General features: G+C 68.1%; 16 protein-coding genes. 11 read left to right on the forward strand and 5 right to left on the reverse strand.

Going from position 1 to position 19637, the window contains the following annotated elements; all coding sequences use genetic code 11:
- Nucleotides 1-50: 50 nt before the first annotated feature.
- Nucleotides 51-458, forward strand: a complete 408-nt coding sequence (locus BAMB_RS17930) for a hypothetical protein (protein WP_127456262.1) — start codon at nt 51-53, stop codon at nt 456-458.
- On the opposite strand, the gene BAMB_RS17935 is transcribed toward BAMB_RS17930, so the two are convergent.
- Nucleotides 448-1911 (reverse strand): metallophosphoesterase family protein, encoded by a 1464-nt coding sequence (locus tag BAMB_RS17935; protein ID WP_011658582.1) that lies wholly within the window; start codon nt 1909-1911, stop codon nt 448-450. The two genes, BAMB_RS17930 and BAMB_RS17935, sit on opposite strands and share 11 nt — an antisense overlap.
- 180 nt (nt 1912-2091) lie before the next feature.
- Here BAMB_RS17935 and BAMB_RS17940 point away from each other — a divergent pair, with 180 nt between their 5' ends.
- The gene (locus tag BAMB_RS17940) at nt 2092-2940 is read left to right on the forward strand and encodes a class I SAM-dependent methyltransferase (protein WP_011658583.1); all 849 of its coding nucleotides are present in this window, start codon (nt 2092-2094) and stop codon (nt 2938-2940) included.
- Between the two features lie 42 nt (nt 2941-2982).
- Here the strand turns inward: BAMB_RS17940 and BAMB_RS17945 are convergent, their stop codons facing one another.
- From BAMB_RS17945 to BAMB_RS17960, 4 genes are all read right to left on the reverse strand, one after another.
- Nucleotides 2983-3294, reverse strand: a complete 312-nt coding sequence (locus BAMB_RS17945) for a hypothetical protein (RefSeq protein ID WP_011658584.1) — start codon at nt 3292-3294, stop codon at nt 2983-2985.
- A 366-nt stretch (nt 3295-3660) separates the two neighbouring features.
- Nucleotides 3661-4857 carry a porin gene (locus tag BAMB_RS17950; RefSeq protein ID WP_011658585.1) on the reverse strand — a complete coding sequence of 399 codons (1197 nt, stop codon included), beginning with the start codon at nt 4855-4857 and terminating at the stop codon, nt 3661-3663.
- A gap of 118 nt (nt 4858-4975) precedes the next feature.
- Nucleotides 4976-7396, reverse strand: coding sequence for a glycoside hydrolase family 31 protein (locus BAMB_RS17955; protein ID WP_011658586.1), 2421 nt, complete (start codon nt 7394-7396; stop codon nt 4976-4978).
- A 27-nt stretch (nt 7397-7423) separates the two neighbouring features.
- A complete protein-coding gene (locus tag BAMB_RS17960; protein ID WP_041491441.1) occupies nt 7424-8695 on the reverse strand; it encodes an MFS transporter in 1272 nt (423 codons plus the stop codon).
- Between the two features lie 446 nt (nt 8696-9141).
- On the opposite strand from BAMB_RS17960, the gene BAMB_RS17965 reads away from it, so the two are divergent.
- The 9 genes from BAMB_RS17965 (at nt 9142) to BAMB_RS18005 (ending at nt 19554) form a co-directional block, all read left to right on the forward strand.
- Nucleotides 9142-10092, forward strand: coding sequence for a MurR/RpiR family transcriptional regulator (locus BAMB_RS17965; protein ID WP_011658589.1), 951 nt, complete (start codon nt 9142-9144; stop codon nt 10090-10092).
- Entirely contained in the window at nt 10089-11096 is a 1008-nt protein-coding gene (locus tag BAMB_RS17970) for an isoaspartyl peptidase/L-asparaginase family protein (RefSeq protein WP_011658590.1), read from the forward strand. The genes BAMB_RS17965 and BAMB_RS17970 overlap by 4 nt, the downstream gene beginning before the upstream one ends.
- Before the next feature lie 27 nt (nt 11097-11123).
- Nucleotides 11124-13025 carry a dipeptide ABC transporter ATP-binding protein gene (locus BAMB_RS17975; RefSeq protein ID WP_011658591.1) on the forward strand — a complete coding sequence of 634 codons (1902 nt, stop codon included), beginning with the start codon at nt 11124-11126 and terminating at the stop codon, nt 13023-13025.
- Nucleotides 13026-13155: 130 nt separating this feature from the next.
- Nucleotides 13156-14718 (forward strand): glutathione ABC transporter substrate-binding protein GsiB, encoded by a 1563-nt coding sequence (gene gsiB / locus BAMB_RS17980; RefSeq protein ID WP_011658592.1) that lies wholly within the window; start codon nt 13156-13158, stop codon nt 14716-14718.
- 67 nt (nt 14719-14785) lie between these two features.
- The gene (gene gsiC, locus BAMB_RS17985; RefSeq protein ID WP_011658593.1) at nt 14786-15706 is read left to right on the forward strand and encodes a glutathione ABC transporter permease GsiC; all 921 of its coding nucleotides are present in this window, start codon (nt 14786-14788) and stop codon (nt 15704-15706) included.
- 7 nt (nt 15707-15713) lie between these two features.
- A complete protein-coding gene (gene gsiD, locus BAMB_RS17990) occupies nt 15714-16607 on the forward strand; it encodes a glutathione ABC transporter permease GsiD (RefSeq protein ID WP_011658594.1) in 894 nt (297 codons plus the stop codon).
- Nucleotides 16607-17689, forward strand: coding sequence for a DmpA family aminopeptidase (locus BAMB_RS17995; RefSeq protein ID WP_011658595.1), 1083 nt, complete (start codon nt 16607-16609; stop codon nt 17687-17689). Before gsiD ends, BAMB_RS17995 begins: the two co-directional genes overlap by 1 nt.
- Nucleotides 17686-18513, forward strand: coding sequence for a M55 family metallopeptidase (locus BAMB_RS18000; RefSeq protein ID WP_011658596.1), 828 nt, complete (start codon nt 17686-17688; stop codon nt 18511-18513). The genes BAMB_RS17995 and BAMB_RS18000 overlap by 4 nt, the downstream gene beginning before the upstream one ends.
- Nucleotides 18514-18774: 261 nt before the next feature.
- Nucleotides 18775-19554: an AraC family transcriptional regulator gene (locus BAMB_RS18005; RefSeq protein WP_041491442.1), complete on the forward strand. Its 780-nt coding sequence runs from the start codon at nt 18775-18777 to the stop codon at nt 19552-19554.
- Nucleotides 19555-19637 lie beyond the last annotated feature (83 nt).

Genomic DNA, 19637 nt, shown 5'->3' on the forward strand with positions numbered 1-19637 from the left:
GGCTGCTGCCGGCGACCGACGCCGAAGCGGAACCCGAACGCTCGGCGCAGGTGGCCGACGACACCGAAGCGGAAGCCGAACGCCCGGCGCAGGTGGGGGAAGACACCGAAGCGGAAGCCGAACGCCCTGCGCAGGCGTCCGACGAAACGGAAGCGCAAACCGAACGCTCGGCGCAGGCGACCGATGAAACCGCCGCGCAAACCGAACGCCCGGGGCCGCCGTCCGACGAAACCGAAGCGGAAGCCGAACGCCCGGCACAGGCGGCCAATGAAACCGAAGCGCAGACCGAACGCCCGGCACAGGCGGCCGACGAAACCGAAGCACAAACCGAACCCCCGGCGCCCGCGGCCGACAAAACCCGCCGCTTCCCCGACCCGCCCATCCGTCGCCGGCGGCCGCCCGAATCCGTCGACCCCGTCAAACCATCCTGCAATCGAACTTCGTCGGTCACGGCGTGATGAACCCCGTCTTGTCGCAGGCGAGCGTCGTGCCCGACTGGTCGCACGACGCGAGCAGCTTGCCCGCCGCCGAATACGCACGGAACACCCAGCCCGTCGCCGGCGCCGCACGTCGCTCCATGATCAGGAAGCCGAAGCTGTTGTTGTGCGACAGCCGCTCGATCACGGCGCCCGGCGCGGGCGTCAGGCCGGCCGGGAACGGGTCGGGCAGCGCGACGTCGAGGTTGTCGCCGCCGTTGCCGGACACGATCGTCGCCGGATGTCCGGACGAGAAGTTGATCGCCTGGAAGTCGTGCACGTGCCCGTGCAGCGCGACGTGGACGCCGGGCGGGTAGTACGCCTGCGCGTTCAGGCTCGACATCACCGACTGCAGCGCGAGATTGCCCGGCGCAGGCGTGCTGCCCGCGATCGGCGCGAACGCGAGGATCGGATGGTGGTTCGTGAAGATCGTCGTCGTGATGCCGGCCTTCGACGCGAGCGACGCGACCGTCTGGAACTGCTTCTGGTAGATCCGGAATTGCGCGTCGGTCGTCTTCAGCGGATTGCGGCCGACCTTCGCGGTATCGAACACGATCACCTGCGTGCCGCCGCCGAGCGACACCGCATAGGGATCCGAGTAGTTCGCGTCGTTGTCGTTGGCCGGATCGTTGCACGAACGGCCCGCCGAATACGGGCGCGGATCGAGGAAGCGGTACCAGCCCTGGCCGGCCCGCGCGCATTCCTCGTGGTTGCCGCGCACGACCACCCATGGCGCCTTCGCGAACAGCGGCGCGGCGGGGCGGAAGAGGTCGGCCTGCCACGTATCCCAGCCATAGCCCCACGGGCTGTCCTTGCAGCCGGCGATGTCGGGCGGGCACGCGTTCTCGCGATAGTGATAGTCGCCAACATGCAGCACGAGATCCGGCGACAGCTTCGCGACGCTCGCCGCGATCGTGTCGAACGGCCAGACCGTCGCGTCGTTGCACGCCTGCCATGCGTTGTCGGCCTTCTTCATCCGGCAGCCGGTGTCGGCGATGATCGCGATGCGCTGCGGCTGCGCTTTCGGCAGCGGCAGCGCGCGGCCCGCGACGCTCGCCGTCTGCGCATCGGCCGGCAGCGTCGTTTCGCAGACCGACACCGGGAAGCTCGACGGTTTCGAGTCGGCCGGGTCGCTGGCGGTCGGCCGCTGCGCGACCGTCGCGGCGCCGGCGCGCAGCGCCATGCGCGACAGCTTGCCGTCGACGGACAATTGCGGACACAGCGGATCGCTCGCGGAAGCCGGGCTGTAGTTCGTGATCACGCGCGCAATCGCCTGGTTCGTATCGCCGATCTCGACCCATGCGGCCTGGACGTTGATCGCGGCGCTGGCCGGGTCGGCGGGCGTATCGATGTGGTTCGAGCACGCGGACAGCGCCGCGAGGGCAACAAGCGGAGCGCAACGCACGAACAGTGCGCGAGAGAGGAGTCGTCGCATGGGAGGCACCGTAGGAAAGCCGTCAACGATACGCAGCGTGAATGTAAGAAATATGAAACACGCGGTGCGACAAGCGGCCGCCGCGCGAGGCGGGCCGCGGTCGCGGGCTTGACCTCAAGCCGGCTTGAAGCAGCATAGTGTGCATCACGGTCAACGAGGCAGGAAAAAGGAGAATCGACGATGGAAGAGAACCGGGCAAACGAAGCGCAGTCTGCACTGTGGAACGGTCCGTCGGGGCTTGCGTGGGTCGACGCGCAGCGCTCGCTCGACCGGATGTTCGAGCCGTTCGAGACACTGCTTGCGGATGCGGCGGTGGCGGCGTCCGCACGCCGCGTGCTCGATGTCGGCTGCGGCACCGGCGCGGTGACGCTCGCGATTGCACGGCGGCTGGGCGCGCATGCGCACTGTACGGGTGTCGACATCTCGGCGCGGATGATCGCCGCCGCACAGGCACGCGCCGAGCGCGAGGGCCTCGCCGCCAGCTTCGTGCCTGCGGATGCGCAGACGCATGCGTTCGAGCCGGATCAGTTCGACCTGGTCGTGTCGCGCTTCGGCGTGATGTTCTTCGACGATCCGGTGCGCGCGTTCGCGAACCTGCGGCATGCGGCGCGCGTGAATGCGCAACTGCGATTCGTCGCATGGCGCAGCGCCGCTGACAATCCGTTCATGACGACGGCCGAGCGCGTCGCGGGGCCATTGCTCCCGAACCTGCCGGCGCGGCAGCCGGGCGCGCCGGGACAATTCGCGTTCGGCGACCGGCAGCGAATCGCGTCGGTATTGTCGGACAGCGGCTGGGCCGATATCGCGATCGAGCCGATCGACGTCGCGTGCGCGTTGCCGGCGGCCGCGCTGGACGACTACGTCACCCGACTGGGGCCGGTCGGGCTCGCGCTTCGGGAAGTGGATGACGCGACGCGTCGACGGGTGATCGATACGGTTCGCGCCGCGTTCGAGCAATACGTGCAGGGCGCGGATGTACGCTTCGACGCGGCGTGCTGGCTCGTCGCGGCGCGGGCGCCGTCCGCATGACGCTTCGGCTTCGGTAGAAGCCGGCCCGTGCAAGGCCCGGTATCAGCCGCGCCTTGCACGCAACATCAACCAAGCGCAGCCGGCTGCAACGAGCGCGAGCCCCAGCAACACCGCCTCGACGCCGAGCGCGAAACCCGGCGGCATCTCGCCGCTGTTCGGTATCGGTGACAGGTTCGCGGTCATCGCGATGGCGCCGCCGGCCAGCAGGGCGATGCAGGCGATCCAGTAGAGCTTGCCGCGCGGCGCAGCGGTGCGAATCCGCCACAACGCGAGACCGACGCCGCCGAAGTAAAGCAGCGCGAGCGTCGCGAGTGCGATGACGTCGCCAGTGCGATCGTGCACGAGGCCGCTCATTGCGCGGCTCCGTCGATCGTCGCGCACGGGCGTGACGGGGCGAGCGCGGCGCGGCCGACCTTTGGCTCGAGCGGGGAAGGTGTCGGGAGGCGGGATTCCGGCATGGCTGGCATTCAGTTGTGGGCGCAACGAAGCGCGACGCCGTCCGGCCGCGCGTGTCGCGCGCCGGACCCTGTTACGGCGTGCGTCGACTGTACCGCGGTGTCAGGGCTGCACGAAGGGTCGTGCAGGGATCAACCTGACGGATTGTAAGTGATCGGGACGAAAGCGAAAACCGCCAGGGCCGCGCGGCATGCCGGCACCCGGACGACGCACCGGCATGCGCATGGTCCGGGCCGCAAGCCGACGATGCGCCGCCGCGAGCATTCAGAACGTCACGGCGATCCCGGCCATGCCGACGAACTGGCCGTGCGTCGTCGACGGCGTGAGCTGTTGCGAATCGCCGACGATCGGTGCCGCGTCGACGATATGGCCGGCGCCTTGCGCGCCGAGCGTCTGTCCGCTCGCATGCGTATACGCCTGCAGCGCATAGAGCGTCGTGCGCTTCGACAGGCTGTACGACTCCTTCAGCGAATACTGCTGGTAGCGTGCCGCGCCAGACACGCCGTTCGCCTTCGACGCGAGCGTGTACGCGAACGCGCCGGCCACGGAGAATGTCGGCGTGAAGCGGTACGCGGCGAGCGCGCCGTAGGTATTGAACACGGCCGTATCCGTGAACGCGGAGCCGTTGCCGGGCAGGTACTTCACGTTCGAGTAGTTCAGGCCCATCGTCAGGTTGCCCAGCGTGTAGTTGCCGGCCGCCGCGACCTGCTCGACGGCCTTCGCGCTCAGGTAGCCCTGGTTCAGCACGGACACCGCGAAGCTGCCCGACGCCGCGGTCGCCGGATTCAGGAAGCCGGCCGACGAACCCGAGCTGTTGATGCGCAGGTAGCCGGCCGCGATCCCGACCGGCCCGTTCGCATAGCGCAGCGCGGCGCTGAATGTGTTGCCCTTGCCGGTCGCACCAGCGATGCCGCCGAACGCGTACATTGCGCTCGCGGTCAGCCCGGAGAGGGTCGGCGACGTATAGGTAACCGAATTGTTCACGCGGATCGTCGTGTCGAGGCCGTCGATATCGCCCGGATGCGCGCCGGTCGCGCCGGTCAACCAGCTGCTCGACGCGTACGGTCCGACCAGCAGGAAGTACGGCGTGTACTGGCGGCCGGCCGTCACCGTGCCGTAATGGTCGTTGCGCAGCCCGACATAGGCCTGGCGGTTGAAGATCGTGCCGGCGGCCGCTTGCGCGCCGGTGTTCAGGTTGAAGCCGGCTTGCAGATCGAAGATCGCGTGCGTGCCGCCGCCGAGATCCTCGTCGCCGCGCAGCCCGAACTTCGACGCATACAGGTTGCCGTCGCGCAGGTACACGTTCGAGTGGCCTTGCTGGTTGTTCACGTACGCAATCGAATCGTCGACCACGCCGTACAGCGTCACGCTGCTCTGCGCGTGCGCTGCGCCAGCGCCGAACGATGCGGCCGATAAAATCAGGATTGCAAAACGATAGTGCGGGTAGTGCGGTGCATTCATCGTCGATCTCCATGTCTCGTCAACGGGGCGGGAGGCTGGGTGGCCTCCTCTTTGGTGGGTGGCGGGCCGCGGGTACGGCCCGCCCGATCAGGTTTCGAGTTCGCGCAGCCTTGCGCGATCAGTCGACGAGCGCCACGACGATGCGACGCCACGCGCCGTCGCGCGCATCGTGCTCGACGCGCGCGCCGCGCACCGCAAGCGCGCCTTGCAGCGACACCGGCAGCAGGATCTCGACGCGCTCGGCGGGGCGGTGCATGCGGCCTTCCCAGCGGACCGACACGCCGAGTTCGCCCGATGCCTCGCGTCCTGTCTCGATACGCCACAGTCCGTATTCGCCGTCGCGCCACGCTTCCGTTTCGCCGTCGTCCTCCACGCATTCGCCGTACGCAACACCGTCCTCGATGCGCGGCGCGACGATGAAGCCGCGCGTGTCGGCGCGTGCGCCGAACCGCTGCGCGGCGACGTTCAGCGGCAGCACACGGCCTTCGCGCAACAGCATCACCGGCGTGTCGAGCGGCGCGGGCAGCGTCACGCTCGCGCCGCCGTCGAAGGACCGCGCGCTCGCACAGCACGTCCAGCGCGCACCGGACGGCAGGTAGACCGTGCGCTCCGTGCGGCCCGGGTCGACGACCGGCGCCACCAGCAGCGCGTCGCCGAGCATCATGTCGTCGCATTCGTCGTAGCAGCGCGGGTCGCCGGGGAAATCGCCGAAGGTCGGCCGCAGCACGGGCTCGTAGCGCGTGGTCGACAGCCACAGCAGGTGATAGAGATAGGGCAGCAGCCGGTAGCGCTGCTTGATCAGCGACGCGATCTGCGCGGTGATCTCGGGATACATCCATGGTTCGTTGACGGTGCCGTCGTCATTCCACGAATGGATGCTGAAGCGCGGCATGAAGATGCCGAACTGCACCCAGCGCAACAGCAGCTCGGGCGACGGCGCGGGGCCGGAGAAGCCGCCGATGTCGTGACCGATGTTCGACACGCCGGACAACGCGAGCCCGAGACCCATCTTCAGGTTGTAGCGCAGCGTTTCCCACGACGTGTAGTTGTCGCCGGACCAGGTCTGCACATAGCGCTGCATGCCTGCGCCGCCCGAGCGCGACACGAGGAACGGCCGCCGCGCCGGCGCATGCGCGCGCTGCGCGTCGCGCGACGCGCGCATCATCAGCATCGTCTGCAGCACCTTCGCCTCGCGCGCGGGAAACGGCTGGCCGAAGCCGTGCGCGATCGCGTCGGGCGACCAGATCTCGTATTCGTTGTTGTCGTTCCACGTCGACTCGATCCCGTAGTCGAGCAGCGCCGACGTGACCTGCTCGCGCCACCAGCGGTAGGCGTCCGGCTGCGTGAAGTCGATATACGCACCGACTTCGTCCCAGAACTGCACCCACGCCGGTTCGCCGGACGCCGAGCGGATCAGCAGCCCGCGCCGCGCCGCGTCGTCGAATGCGGGGTGGTCGCGCAGCAGGCACGGCTTGATGTTCGCGCACAGCCGGATGCCGTGGTCGCGGTAGTGCTTCACGAAACCCTTCGCGTCGGGAAACTTCTCGCGGTTCCAGTTGAACACGTAGCGCTTCGCGCCGATCGACGTATAGCCCGACGACAGGTGGAACGAGTCGCACAGGATGTCGTGCGCGTCGCACTGTTCGACGAACTGGTTCATCTGCCGCTGCGCGTCCGGTGCATCGGTGTAGCTCATCGTGGAGCCCGAATAGCCGAGCCCCCATTTCGGGGTGCGCGCGGGGCGCCCGGTGAGCCACGTGAAGCGGCGCGCGGCCGTGAGCGGCGTGTCGGGCGACGCGATGAAGTAGTAGTCGAGATCGCCGTGCTCGGCGACGAAGTAGCGGTACAGCCCGTGGTAGTTGTCGAGCTCGCGGCCCATGTCGAACGCGCAATCCGACAGCGTGTCGTAGAACAGCCCGAAGCCCTGGCATGCATCGGGCGACCACGTGATGGTGAACGGGATGTGCTTGTACAGCGGATCCGTGTGCTTCGCGCTGTAGCCCATCGCGTCGATGTTGCGCATCTCGAAGCGTGCACCGGTGCGGTCGAGCTCGCCCGCGCGTTCGCCGAGACCGAACACCTTGTCGCCGCGCTCGCGTGCGACGTAGTGGTAGGCGCGGTCGTCCCACCAGCCGAAGTTGTATGCCTGCGTCGCGCGGTCGGCGAGCACGACGCGCCACGCGCCGTCCGCGCCGCGCATCGACCACGTGCAATGGCCGCCTTGCAGGCGCACTGCGAGACGGACCTGCGCGGTTTCGATACGCGCGTCGAGGTCGTCTTCGGCGAACGCGTAGGCCGGCAGCGCGAAGCCGCTCAGGTCGAGACGATCGCGCCCGTCGAGCGGCACGTCGTCGAGGCCCGGCGCGATCGTCCACGTGCGCGGATTGCGCGGTGTCGCGTCGGGCAGGATGCGCACGCGCACGATGTCGTCCTCGAGCACGAAGATCTCGAGCGTCGCGCCCGCGTCGGACGCGAGCAGCACGCGGTTCGCCTGCCGGTCGGCGACGCGGAACACGGGCGGATGAAGAAGCGAAGTCATGAAAGCGATTCCTGGTGAGAACGGATGTCAGGCATGCTGCGCGAGCAGGCGTTCCTGCTTCGACTGCCCGCGGATCAGCACCGCGAGCAGCGTGACGCCGATGATGTCGAACAGGCCGAGGCACGCGAACAGCGGCGCGTAGCCGATCTTGTCGGCGAGCGCGCCGACGAGCAGCGAGAAGCCGAGCCCGCCGATCCACGCGGCCATTCCCGCGAAGCCGCTCGCGGTGCCGACTTCCTCGGAGTCGAACACATCGGCCGACAGCGTGTTGACGAGCGCGGAGATCATCTGGTGCGCAAAGCCGCCGACGCAGAACAGCGCAATGGCCGTGTACGGCGACGACACGAGCCCGATCGTCGCCGGCCCGAGCATCAGCACCGCGCCGAGCGCGACGCCCGCGACCCGCGACCACACGAGCGGCAGACTGAACCGTTTCGCGAGGTAGGGCGACAGGTAGCCGCCGGCGATGCCGCCGAGGTCCGCCGCGAGGAACGGCATCCACGCGAAGATGGCGATCTCCGTGAGCGCCATGTGGCGTTCGGTCGCGAGATACAGCGGAATCCAGAAGCTGAAGGTCTGCCATGCCGGTTCCGCGAAGAAGCGCGGCAGCGCGATCGCCCAGAAGCGGCGCGCGGTGACGACGTCGCGAATCCGGCGCTTCGACACGGCCGGCATCCTGGCCTGGCCGTCACTGATCAGCGTGCGCTCCTGCGACGAGATGCGCGGATGCTCGGCCGGCGACCGGTACTGCGTGTACCAGAGCACGGCCCACGCGAAGCCAAGCGCGCCGGTGACCATGAACGCGGATTGCCAGCCGAACCGCATCGACAGGAACACGACGAGCGGCGGCGCGATCGCGGCGCCGAGCGACGTGCCAGCGTTGAAGTAGCCGACCGCGACGGATTTCTCGCGATCGGGAAACCATTCGGCGACGGCCTTCATACCCGACGGAATCGCCGCGGCCTCGAACAGCCCGAGCAGGCCGCGCAGAATGCCGAGCGACAGCCAGCCCGACGCGAAGCCGTGCGCGACGCCGACCACCGACCACAGCATCGCGAACAGCGCGAACCCGAGCCGCAGCCCGATCAGGTCGACGATGAATCCGCACACCGGCTGCATGATCGTGTAGCCGATCTGGAACGCGCCGACGATGTATGAGTACTGCTGCGTCGAGATCGCGAACACGTGCTTCAGTTCCGGTGCGAGCACCGCGAGGGAATTTCGTGCGAGATAGTTGAGGATCGTGCCCAGACATACCAGCACGATGATCCACCAGCGCAACGCCTTGACTGTCTTCACTGCTGTCTCCTGATTCATGCAAATCCGCCCGGCTGGGGCGCCTTGCTCAGTCTTATTCATACGATGTCCGATCTTTTCAGCTGCCGATTTGCCTGAGTCCTGGGCGAAATGGCCGTGTTCGCTCGAACATCCGGCTGTAATCGAAAGCTACGTTATCTGACGACTGATCATTTTCGAACATCCTATGTTCGAATTCGAATCTGGTCAACGTGAAACTGCATTCGAACGAACGTACTCGGGGTTTTCCCGAACGGCAGGCGAATACGGCGTCCGTCACGAAGCGCGCCGCCGCGTGCGGAATGCCCGCGCGACGTAACCGAGCGCCGGTCGTACGACTCACCGCCAGAAAGGCACGACAGGGCCGTGACAACCCTGATGAAAATTTATTTTTTTCCGGACGGCGGATTGTGTAAATTGATTTTCATCTACCTTGCAAAACCCTTCGCATGACGCCTCTCGCTCCGCACGAAGCCAGTCAGGATGAATCCGCGATCGCGGAGCGCATCGCGTCGGCCATGCCGCGGATGACGCCGATCCATCGCCGGATGGGCGAGTTCGTGCTCGCGAATCCGTTTCGCGCGGCGACGATGCGGATCGACGAGCTCGCGCAGGCGGTCAATGCATCGATCGCGACCGCGAACCGCTTCGCGAAGGCGCTCGGCTTCGACGGCTATCCGGCGATGCGCGCGGCGCTCGTGCGCGGCTTCGAGGCGACCCTCGGCCCCGTCGAGCGGCTGCGTTCCGCGCAGGAGCAGGAACAGGAGCAGGGCGTTCGCGGCGCCGCATGGATCGATGCGGTGTTCGACCAGGCCATCGAGAACATCGAGAACACGCGTGCGCGGCTGGATGCGACCGACGTCGAGGCGGCCGTCGAGGCGATCGTCGGCGCGCGGCGCGTGCTGATCCTCGGCGCCGGGTCGAGCGCGTTTCTCACCGGCTTGATGGAACACGGCTTGTCGGTGTGTCACGACAACGTGCAGTCGCTCGCGCTGCTCGGCGGCCCTACGCATGCGGCGCGGCGCTTGTATACGGCGGACTCGCGCGATCTCGTGATCGCGCTCGCGTTTCCGCGCTATGTGAAGGACACGATCGAGCTGGCACGCCGCGCGGCCGCGCGTGGCGCACGCGTGCTCGGCATTTCCGACGGGCCGGGCTCGCCGCTTGCGCCGGTCGCGTCGCTGAACCTGTACGTGAAAGCCCAGCGGCGTTTCGCGGCCACGTCGGAAGCGGCCGTGCTGACGATGATCGAGGCGCTGATCGATGCGGTCGCGCTGCGCACGCACCGCTCCGCGAAGTCCGCCGCCGAAATGACCGAATTCCTGTTGCCGTGGCTGATGCAGCCGCCAGCGGCGCTGCCGGCCGCCAACCCTTCTTCCTCCGGTCCGAAAAAATCATGACTTCACCCGCGATCATCGCGATTCATGGCGGCGCAGGCACGATCCTGCGCGAGGCAATGGATACCGACACCGAACGCCGGTACCGCGCCGAGCTCACCGCGATCCTGCAGGCCGCGCAACACGTGCTCGCCGACGGCGGCAGCGCGCTCGACGCCGTCACCGTCGCCGTGCGGATGCTCGAGGACTGTCCGCTCTTCAACGCCGGGCGCGGCGCCGTCTATACGGCCGAAGGCAAGCACGAACTCGACGCGGCGGTGATGGACGGCGCGACGCTCGCGGCCGGCGCGGTCTGCAGCGCGACGCGCGTGCGCAATCCGGTGCTCGCCGCCCGGCGCGTGATGGAGGCGAGCGAGCACGTGCTGTTCGCCGGCGCGGGCGCCGACGCGTTCGCGGTCGAGCAGGGCCTCGAACTCGCCGAGCCCGGCTACTTCGACACCGAAGCGCGCCATGCGCAGTGGGTCAAGGCGCGCGCGGCGGCGGCCGGCACGATGCTCGATCACGACGCCGCGAGCTTCGCGTTCGGCGCAGGACAACCGGGCGGGTCGGCCGCGCCGGCCGAGCCGCTCGATCCCGATCGCAAGCTCGGCACGGTCGGCGCGGTCGCGTGCGACCTCAACGGGCATGTCGCGGCGGCGACGTCGACCGGCGGCATCACGAACAAGCAGCCCGGACGCGTCGGCGATTCGCCGATCATCGGCGCCGGCTGCTACGCGGACGACGCGACCTGCGCGGTATCCGCGACGGGCACCGGCGAGATGTTCATCCGGCTCGCGACCGCGCACGACGTGGCCGCGCAAATGGAGTATCGCGGCGCATCGCTCGCCGACGCCGCGCACGACGCCGTGATGAACAAGCTGCCGCGCCTCGCCGGGCGCGGCGGGATCATCGCGGTCGATGCGCACGGCAACGTCGCGATGCCGTTCAATACGGAAGGGATGTATCGCGGCTATGCGCGCGTCGGCGAGACGCCCGTGGTCGGCATCTATCGCGACGATGCGGCCTGATTCCGGATCGCCCCAGGAGACCTACGCATGACTTCGAGCCGAACCCCGTCCGCGCTGGTGCTGCCGGATCAGCGCGTCGTCGCCGTCGACGACCTGTCGGTCATGTTCCGTCGCGGCGCCGCGACGTTCGATGCGGTGCGCAACGTGTCGTTTCACGTCGATCGCGGCGAGACGCTCGCGATCGTCGGCGAATCGGGCTCCGGCAAGTCGGTCACGTCACTCGCGCTGATGCGGCTCGTCGAGCACGGCGGCGGCGAGATCACGAGCGGTCGGATCGCGTTGCGGCGTCGCGGCGGTGCGCTCGTCGACCTCGCTCAGGCGAGCGCGGCGACGATGCGCGGGATCCGCGGCGCGGACATCGCGATGATCTTCCAGGAACCGATGACGTCGCTGAACCCGGTGTTTACGGTCGGCGACCAGATCAGCGAGGCGATCGCGCTGCACCAGTCGAAAAGCGCGACCGAAGCGCGCGCCGAAGCGTTGCGGCTGCTCGATCTCGTGCGCATCCCGGAGGCGCGCCGCGTGTTCGCGCGGTATCCGCACCAGTTGTCCGGCGGGATGCGGCAGCGCGTGATGATCGCGATGGCGCTATCGTGCCGGCCCGCGCTCCTGATCGCCGACGAGCCGACGACCGCGCTCGACGTGACGATCCAGGCGCAGATCCTGCAGCTGATCCGCGGGCTGCAGAACGAAATGAACATGGGCGTGATCTTCATCACGCACGACATGGGCGTGGTCGCCGAAGTGGCCGACCGCGTGCTCGTGATGTATCGGGGCGAGAAGGTCGAGGAGGGCGAGTCCGAGCGCATTTTCGCGACGCCCGCGCATCGCTACACGCGTGCGCTGCTCGCGGCCGTGCCGCGGCTCGGCTCGATGCAGGGCACCGATATCCCCGAGAAATTTCCGCTGCTGAAGGTGGACGCGACGGGCGCGGCCGCGCCGGCGCCTGCCGCGCACGACTCCGCCGACGCGCAGCCGCCGGTCGATGCGGCCGCGCCGCCGATTCTGCGCGTGCGCGATCTCGTCACGCGGTTTCCGGTGAAGAGCGGCGTGTTCAGCCGCGTGTCGCAGTACGTGCATGCGGTCGAGCGCGTGAGCTTCGAGCTGCGCGCGGGCGAGACGCTCGCGCTCGTCGGCGAATCGGGCTGCGGCAAGTCGACCACCGGGCGCTCGCTGCTGCGCCTCGTCGAATCGCAGAGCGGCTCGATCGAATTCGACGGCCGCGACATCAGCGCGATGAAGGGCGCGGACCTGCAGGCGCTGCGCCGCAACATCCAGTTCATCTTCCAGGATCCGTTCGCGTCGCTGAACCCGCGCCTGACCGTCGGCTTCTCGATCATGGAGCCGCTGCTCGTGCACGGCGTCGCGAGCGGCCGCGAAGCGCAGGCGCGCGTCGACTGGCTGCTGGACAAGGTCGGCCTGCCGCCGGAGGCCGCGCGCCGCTATCCGCACGAATTCTCGGGCGGCCAGCGCCAGCGGATCGCCATCGCACGCGCGCTCGCGCTGAACCCGAAGGTCGTGATCGCCGATGAATCGGTGTCCGCGCTCGACGTGTCGGTGCAGGCGCAGATCGTCAACCTGATGCTCGACCTGCAGCGCGAGCTCGGCGTCGCGTATCTGTTCATCTCGCACGACATGGCGGTGGTCGAGCGCATCAGCCATCGCGTCGCGGTGATGTATCTCGGCCAGATCGTCGAGATCGGCCCGCGCCGCGCGGTGTTCGAGGCGCCGCAGCATCCTTATACGAGGAAGCTGATGAGCGCGGTGCCGGTGGCCGACCCCGCGCGCCGGCATGCGCCGCGCCAGCTTGCGGCGGACGAGATTCCGAGCCCGATCCGCGCGATCGGCGACGAGCCGACGGTCGCGCCGCTCGTCGCGGTCGGCCCCGATCATTTCGTCGCGACGCATCGCGTCGGCGGCGCGTATTGAATTGAACGGCGAGTCGCATATGGACCGCAGCTGCGCACGCGCCAGGCAACGGCGTCTTTTCCCCGAGCGGACGCAGTCACGCCGCGATTTCCACCACGCGTTACCGAATCATCCACAGGAGCCAGACAAAATGAACAAGCCGCATTCGTTCCCGGTGTTCCGTCCACGCGCACTCTTCGCCGCGGGGGCAGGCGCGCTCGCGCTGTCGGTCGCGGCGCCCGCGTTCGCGCAACAGAACGTCGTGGTCGCCGTGTACTCGACGTTCACGACGATGGACCCGTACGACGCGAACGACACGGTGTCGCAAGCCGTCGTCAAGTCGTTCTACGAAGGGCTGTTCGGCTTCGACAAGGACATGAAGCTCGTCAACGTGCTCGCGACGGGCTACCAGGCGTCGCCCGATGCGAAGGTCTATACGGTCAAGCTGCGCGACGGCGTGAAGTTCCAGGACGGCACCGACTTCAACGCCGCCGCGGTGAAGGCGAACTTCGACCGCGTGACCGATCCGGCGAACAAGCTGAAGCGTTACGGGCTGTTCCGCGTGATCGAGAAGACCGAGGTGGTCGATCCGATGACGGTGAAGTTCACGCTGCACGAGCCGTTCTCCGCGTTCATCAACACGCTCGCACACCCGTCGGCGGTGATGATTTCGCCGGCCGCGCTGAAGAAGTGGGGGCGCGACGTGTCGCTGCATCCGGTCGGAACCGGCCCGTTCGAGTTCGTCGAATGGAAGCAGACCGACGACATGAAGGTGAAGAAATTTGCCGGCTACTGGAAGAAGGGCTATCCGAAGGTCGATTCGATCGACTGGAAGCCGGTGGTCGACAACAACACGCGCGCCGCGCTGCTCAAGACCGGCGAGGCGGATTTCGCGTTCACGATTCCGTTCGAGCAGGCCGCCGACCTGAAGAGCAACCCGAAGGTCGAGCTGATCGAGCGGCCGTCGATCATCCAGCGCTACATCTCGCTGAACACGCAGAAGAAGCCGTTCGACAATCCGAAGGTGCGTGAGGCGCTGAATTACGCGGTCAACAAGGAAGCGCTCGCGAAGGTCGTGTTCGCCGGCTATGCGACGCCGCAGACGGGCGTCGCACCGATCGGCGTCGAATACGCGACCAAGCTCGGGCCGTGGCCGTACGATCCGGCGAAGGCGCGCGCGCTGCTGAAGGAGGCCGGCTATCCGAACGGCTTCGAATCGACGCTCTGGTCCGCGTACAACCATTCGACGGCGCAGAAGCTGATCCAGTTCGTCCAGCAGCAGCTCGCGCAGGTCGGTGTGAAGGTGCAGGTGCAGGCGCTGGAAGCCGGCGAGCGGGTCGCGAAGGTCGAGAGCGCGCAGGATCCGGCCGCGGCGCCGGTGCGGATGTACTACAGCGGCTGGTCGGCATCGACGGGCGAAGCGAACTGGGCGCTGTCGCCGCTGCTCGCGTCCACGTCGGCGCCGCCGAAGCTCTACAACACCGCGTACTACAAGAACAGTGCGGTCGACGACGCGCTCGCGAAGGCGCTCGAGACGACCGACCGGGCGAAGAAGGCCACCCTGTACGCCGACGCGCAGAAGCAGGTGTGGGCCGACGCGCCGTGGATTTTCCTGGTGCAGGAGAAGATCGTTTATGCGCGTAACAAGCGCCTGCACGGCATGTACGTGATGCCGGACGGTTCGTTCAACTTCGACGAAATCTCGGTGAAATGACGGCGGTTCACCCGCTGCGCGGCGCCGGCGGCACACGCTGCCGGCGCGCTGATTCGATCGGTGCCCCATGCTGAATTTTCTCGTCAAACGCCTGTTCGGCCTGCTGCCCACGCTCGCGATGGTCGCGGTGTTGGTGTTCCTGTTCGTGCACCTGCTGCCGGGCGACCCGGCGCGGCTCGCGGCGGGCCCCGAAGCCGACGACGCGACGGTCGCGCTGGTGCGCGCCGATCTCGGCCTCGACCGGCCGCTGCCCGCGCAGTTCGCGAACTTCTTCGTGAAGATCGCGCACGGCGATTTCGGCACGTCGACGCGCAGCAAGCGGCCGGTGTCGACCGAGATCGGCGAGCGCTTCATGCCGACGCTGCTGCTGACGCTCGTCAGCATGGTGTGGGCGACGGCGTTCGGGATGGCGATCGGCATTGCGTCGGCGGTGTGGCGCAACCGCTGGCCCGACCGCGTTGGGATGACGATCGCGGTGTCGGGCATCTCGTTTCCGGCGTTCGCGCTCGGCATGCTGCTGATGGAAATCTTCTCGGTGAAGCTCGGCTGGCTGCCCGTCGTGCCGGACGGCACGTGGAAGAGCTACGTGCTGCCGTCGCTGACGCTCGGCGCCGCGGTCGCGGCCGTGATGGCGCGCTTCACGCGCGCGTCGTTCGTCGAGGTGCTCAACGAGGACTTCGTGCGTACCGCGCGCGCGAAGGGCGTGCACGAGCCGATGGTCGTGCTCAAGCACTGCCTGCGCAACGCGATGATCCCGGTCGTCACGATGATGGGGCTGCAGTTCGGCTTCCTGCTCGGCGGCTCGATCGTCGTCGAGGCCGTGTTCAACTGGCCGGGGCTCGGGCGCCTGCTGGTCGACGCGGTGACGATGCGCGACTACCCGGTGATCCAGGCGATCGTGCTGCTGTTCTCGCTGGAATTCATCCTGATCAACCTGACCGTCGACGTGCTGTACGCGGTCATCAACCCGACCATCCGGTTCAAGTGAGGCGCGCATGAACGCGACTGTCCAGCCCGCGGCGCCGGCCGCATCGAACGCGGTCCGCACGCCGTGGCACGAATTCTGGCGCAAGTTCCGCAAGCAGACCGTCGCGCTCGTCGCGGGCGGTTTCGTGCTCGCGCTCGTCGTGCTGGCGTTCGTCGGCCCGCACATCGCGCCGTTCGATCCGGAAAACTATTTCGACTACGACGCGCTGAACGCGGGGCCGTCGGCCGTGCACTGGTTCGGCGTTGATTCGCTCGGCCGCGACATCTTCAGCCGGATCATCACCGGCACGCGCATCTCGCTCGCGGCCGGCTTCTTCTCGGTCGCGCTCGGCGCGCTCATCGGCACGTTCTTCGGGCTGCTCGCCGGCTACTACGAAGGCTGGTGGGACCGCATCACGATGCGCGTGGCCGACGTGCTGTTCGCGTTCCCGGGGATCCTGCTCGCGATCGGCGTGGTCGCGATCCTTGGCAACGGGATGATCAACGTGATCTGCGCGGTCGCGATCTTCAGCATTCCGGCGTTCGCGCGGCTCGTGCGCGGCAACACGCTGATGCTCAAGCACATGACCTACGTGGAAGCCGCGCGCAGCATCGGCGCGTCCGACTGGACGATCATCATGCGGCACATCCTGCCGGGCACCGTGTCGTCCGTCGTCGTCTACTTCACGATGCGGATCGGCACGTCGATCATCACGGCCGCCAGCCTGTCGTTCCTCGGGCTCGGCGCGCAGCCGCCGACGCCGGAGTGGGGCGCGATGCTCAACGAGGCGCGCGCGGACATGGTGAGCGCACCGCACGTCGCGATCTTCCCGAGCCTGGCGATCTTCCTGACCGTGCTTGCGTTCAACCTGCTCGGCGACGGGCTGCGCGACGCACTCGATCCTAAGCTGGAGCGCCGTTGATGCGTGCGGTGCCGATGTGGGCCGCGACGCTGCCGGCCGGGCCGCGCGGCACGATCGCCGACGTGCCGGGCGTGACGGTCGGCCATGCGACGCTCGATGCCGGCGACGTGCAGACGGGCGTCACCGTCGTGAAGCCGCATCCGGGCGACCTGTACCGCAGCAAGGTGCCGGCCGGCGCGGCGGTGATCAACGGCTTCGGCAAGAGCGTCGGGCTCATGCAGGTCGATGAGCTCGGCACGCTCGATACGCCGATCGCGCTGACCAACACGTTCGGCGTCGGCGCGATCGCGCAGGCACAGATCCGCGCGGCGATCGCGAACAATCCGCAGATCGGCCGCGACTGGTCGACCGTCAATCCGCTCGTGTTCGAGTGCAACGACGGCTATCTGAACGATATCCAGGCGTTCGCGGTGACGGCCGCGCATTACGACGACGCGTGCCGCACGGCGGCGCGCGACTTCGCGCGCGGCGCGGTGGGCGCCGGGCGCGGGATGTCGTGTTTCGACCTGAAGGGCGGGATCGGCTCCGCGTCGCGCGTGGCGGTCGCGGCCGGCCGGCCGTATACGGTCGGCGCGCTCGTGCTCGCGAATTTCGGCCGGCTGCCGATGCTGACGCTCGGCGGCGTGCCGCTCGGGCGCGTCGTCGCGCAGCGGCATGCTGCGGCGGCCGCGCAGGCGGCGGCGCCCGAGCAAGGCTCGATCATCCTGCTGCTCGCGATCGATGCGCCGCTCGACGCACGGCAACTGTCGCGGCTCGCACGCCGCGCGGGTGCGGGCCTGGCGCGCACCGGTTCGGTGTACGGGCACGGCAGTGGCGACATCGCGCTCGCATTTTCCACCGCATACACGATCGCGCACGACGCGTCGACTCTCGCACTGCCGGCCCTCGTGGCCGATGCGGCGCTCGATCCGCTGTTCATGGCCGCGGCCGAAAGCGTCGAGCATGCAATCGCCGACGCGCTGCTGCAGGCCGTGACCGTGGTCGGGCGCGACGGCCACGTGCGGCAGTCGCTGCGCGACGCGGTGCCCGATCTCGAGCGCTTGTTCAACGACGACAACGAAGGACGTCATATCCCGTCATGAAGATCCTGATTTCCACCGACATCGAAGGTGTCGCCGGTGTGTTCGCCGTCGAGCAGACGCGGGCCGGCAATCCGGAGTACGAACGTGCGCGCCGCTGGATGACCGCCGAGGCGAACGCGGCGATCGAAGGTGCATTCGCGGGCGGCGCGCAGACCGTCTGGGTCAACGACTCGCATGGCAGCTTTCGCAATCTGCTGCCCGACGGGCTCGATGCGCGTGCGCGCGTCGTGCTCGGCAAGCCGCGCACGCTCGGGATGATGGCGGGCCTCGAACAGCAACCCGATCTCGTGTTCATGATCGGCTTTCACGCGAAATCGCAGACGCACGGCGTGCTCGCGCACACGATCAACAATTTTGCATTCACGCAGGTGTGGCTGAACGGCGTCGAACTCGGCGAGGCCGGGCTGTACGGCGCGCTGGCGCGCGAATATGGCGCGCACGTCGCGCTGGCGTCGGGCGACGACGTGTTTGCGGAGGAAACCCGGCCGCTGTTTCCGGACGCGCGTTTCGAGACGGTCAAGACGGCCCGCGGCGCATCGAGCGGCGACACGCTCACGCCGGCCGCGTCCTGCGCACGCATCGCGACCGCCGCACGCGAAACGGTCGCGCACGCGCTGTTGTCCGGCTGGCGCGCAACCGCGCATCGGCCCGCGCCGGCCGCTTGCACGTTGCGCGTGCAGACGGCCGCGCTCGCCGATCTGTTCTGCATGCTGCCGACGCTCGAGCGCGTCGATGCGGTGACGTTGCGCTTCGACGGCCCGTCGGTCGAGCACGTGGTGCGCACGTTGAACAGCCTGTCGGCCATGTCGTTCATGCTGCGGTGAGGCGCGGCGCGTCATGCAGGCCCGGCGGGTGTCTCGAGCCGGAACGCTGCAATCGCGGCGGCTGGCGCAAAGATGGGTTCAGCCCCACCCACGATGAAACGTAGTTGGCATCTCCGCTCCGATGAAGTCGCATTCCGGCCGATTGGGCCGTCGGGCCGTCGGGTCGTGCGTCCGTCCGGTCGCACAGGCGTGGAGCGGATCTCGGACCGATCGAAGGTGACCCGCCTTCGATACCAGATCATTCATGATGGAATTCCGGCCTTGAGAAATACGCTGCCAGATCCCTACGACCACATTCCCCGGAGCGTGGTCGTGACCGCCAACGACTATCCGGCGGGCACGACGTTTCCGGAGCACGCGCACGGGCGCGGGCAGTTCGCGTTCGCGTCGCGCGGCACGATCAGCGTGTCGACGCCGCACGGCCGCTGGCTGGTGCCGCCGCAGCGCGCGTGCTGGGTGCCGCCCGGCGTGCGGCACGAAATGACGATGACCGGGGCGGTCACGATGCTCAACACGTTCGTGTCCGACGACGCGGCCCGGGCCGCGGGGCTGCCGGACCAGTGCGGGGTGTACGGCGTGTCTCCGCTGTTGCGGCAACTGATCGACGATGCGATCGAGCTGCCGGCGATGTACGACGTCGACGGCCGGGCCGGCAAGCTGATGGCGCTATTGGTCGCGGAAATCGCGACGATGCCGCGGCTGTCGCTACACGCGCCGCTGCCCGCCGACGCGCGCCTCGCGAGTATCTGCCGGCACCTGTTCGCGTCGCCGTCGATCGCGGCCGATCTGGACCAGGTGGCGACCCATGCGGGCGTGAGCCGGCGCACGTTTACGCGGCTGTTCCGCGCGCAGACCGGCGTGAGTTTCGCCGCGTGGCGTCAGCAGGTCTGCATGCTCGCGGCGATTACGCGCCTGAGCGACGGCCAGCCGGTGACGCGGGTCGCGTTCGAGCTCGGCTATGCGAGCGCGAGCGCCTTTACGTCGGCGTTTCGCCGCATCCTCGGCGATACCCCGAGCCGGTATCTGGAGGCTCGCCGCTAGGTGCGGCGGCGCTGCGGTCGCGCACGAAAAAAACGCGCCTGCCAGGAATCGGTCAGACGCGCTTAAAGGCACTCGGTCAGAAA

This window comes from Burkholderia ambifaria AMMD, from assembly GCF_000203915.1.
Taxonomy (GTDB): Bacteria; Pseudomonadota; Gammaproteobacteria; order Burkholderiales; family Burkholderiaceae; genus Burkholderia; species Burkholderia ambifaria.

Coding starts and splice junctions, on each gene's coding strand:
- BAMB_RS17995 (WP_011658595.1), top strand. CDS start 16,607: ATGCGTGCGGTGCCGATGTGGGCCGCGACGCTGCCGGCCGGGCCGCGC.
- BAMB_RS17975 (WP_011658591.1), top strand. CDS start 11,124: ATGACTTCGAGCCGAACCCCGTCCGCGCTGGTGCTGCCGGATCAGCGC.
- BAMB_RS17945 (WP_011658584.1), bottom strand. CDS start 3,294: ATGAGCGGCCTCGTGCACGATCGCACTGGCGACGTCATCGCACTCGCG.
- gsiB (WP_011658592.1), top strand. CDS start 13,156: ATGAACAAGCCGCATTCGTTCCCGGTGTTCCGTCCACGCGCACTCTTC.
- BAMB_RS17970 (WP_011658590.1), top strand. CDS start 10,089: ATGACTTCACCCGCGATCATCGCGATTCATGGCGGCGCAGGCACGATC.
- BAMB_RS17965 (WP_011658589.1), top strand. CDS start 9,142: ATGACGCCTCTCGCTCCGCACGAAGCCAGTCAGGATGAATCCGCGATC.
- BAMB_RS17940 (WP_011658583.1), top strand. CDS start 2,092: ATGGAAGAGAACCGGGCAAACGAAGCGCAGTCTGCACTGTGGAACGGT.
- BAMB_RS17935 (WP_011658582.1), bottom strand. CDS start 1,911: ATGCGACGACTCCTCTCTCGCGCACTGTTCGTGCGTTGCGCTCCGCTT.
- BAMB_RS18000 (WP_011658596.1), top strand. CDS start 17,686: ATGAAGATCCTGATTTCCACCGACATCGAAGGTGTCGCCGGTGTGTTC.
- gsiC (WP_011658593.1), top strand. CDS start 14,786: ATGCTGAATTTTCTCGTCAAACGCCTGTTCGGCCTGCTGCCCACGCTC.
- gsiD (WP_011658594.1), top strand. CDS start 15,714: ATGAACGCGACTGTCCAGCCCGCGGCGCCGGCCGCATCGAACGCGGTC.
- BAMB_RS17950 (WP_011658585.1), bottom strand. CDS start 4,857: ATGAATGCACCGCACTACCCGCACTATCGTTTTGCAATCCTGATTTTA.
- BAMB_RS17955 (WP_011658586.1), bottom strand. CDS start 7,396: ATGACTTCGCTTCTTCATCCGCCCGTGTTCCGCGTCGCCGACCGGCAG.